Raw genomic sequence first — 1532 nt, 5'->3', positions numbered from 1 at the left:
GTTGATTATTTTACCCATTCTTCCTAATTCATCATCGGCTTTAATCTTTATTGTTTGCACTTCTTTGGTTTCATGATTTAAAAATTTGAAGAAATTTTGTAAAGAATGAAGTATAATAGGAATTCTAGCACCTACTATTTTATTTACACAAAAATAAACAATGGCTAAGATTATAACAACTATAACTAGTGCTATAATAATTAAAATAAATTGTAATTTATATAAAGGTTGTAAAACAGACTTTTTTGGTGCGGTAACTATTATACTCCAGTGACTAGAGTCTCCTAGTGTGCTAAAAGGAGTGATACTAGCAAAGCTGAGATTTCCATTTGAATCAGTATAATTGTCAATAATTATATCTTTACGTTCTTTAACGGCATCAATAATAAATTTTGTCGAAGGATCTTTATTGATTTCAGGTAGAGTTTTTAATATAGCATCTTTGTTTTTGTGAATAGTAATAACCCCTTGATCAGTCATTAAAAATCTTAAATCACCTTCATAGGCATCTAGTTTTGGATCAAGCATTTCTTGTGATATTTCTAAGAAATCAAAAGTATATCCAACAACACCTACAAATTTGCCTTTACTGTTAAAGATAGGCATTCCTAAATTAATACCTAAAAAATCATGTCCATCATAATTTAATTTTGATGGAGCGCCAACAAATAAAGTATCTAAATCACCATATTTTGCGTTTTGCTCAATTTTTTGCAAAATGTTCAGTTGAGAAAAATTATTAGGAACTTTTATAGATCTTATACCACCTGCTTTTCCTGTAGTTTCATCGAAAAAAATCATAGCAAAAGTTTTACCATTAGAGCTTTTAAAATTTGAATCTAATGCTTGGGTGTCAGATAAAACAGAAGGATCTTTTAGCCAAAGAAATGAATAAGCTGCATAACCACTACTGTCAAAGGTATTTTTTAATAAGCTTTCTATTAACGCAACATCTACTTGGTCATATTTCGAAAACATTTCATTAAGCGATGTAGCCATTCCTTTTGTAAGAACAACTTCCTCATTTAGAATGCCTTGCATAAAATTTCCGTATCTTTTCGCAGAAAGAAAGATTGAATTTTTAGCTTCATTTTCCATATTAGAAGCAACTTGAATTGATAAAATAGTCACCAAAATGGCTATTCCAGCGATTATACTAATAGCAACTGATAATACTAGTTTTAACCCTATATTTAAAGATTTAAACATCAATAACTCCTTTTTTTGATTAGCATTAATTCTATTTTTTTATATAAAACTATTTTTAAACTATTTTAAAAGATTTAATTTTTTTAAAATTGGTTCAAATACACACACACAAAAATAAATTAAAAAATGATATAACAAATGAAAAATACATACTTTGTATAATAAAATAATAAAAATATTTTTTTATAAATATATGATTAAAAATTGCAGCTATTGTGAAAATATTTTTATTAAAGTAAACATAAATTGTTATGGATAAAAATTAGACTAAATAAAATACAGATCTTCCAACTAATCAAACTAAACCCATTAAGGGTTTAGTT

At 26.4% G+C, this 1532-nt stretch carries 1 pseudogene; it reads right to left on the bottom strand.

Annotated elements, in window-relative coordinates:
• Window positions 1-1209 (bottom strand): annotated as a pseudogene (locus L8X24_RS07880) (methyl-accepting chemotaxis protein); the annotation flags it as partial.
• Window positions 1210-1532 lie beyond the last annotated feature (323 nt).

This window comes from Campylobacter sp. CNRCH_2015_0814, assembly GCF_025772765.1.
Classification (GTDB): Bacteria; Campylobacterota; Campylobacteria; order Campylobacterales; family Campylobacteraceae; genus Campylobacter_D.
The sequence above is the reverse complement of the archived record's forward strand: the minus strand, read 5'-3'. Positions and strand labels throughout refer to the sequence as shown.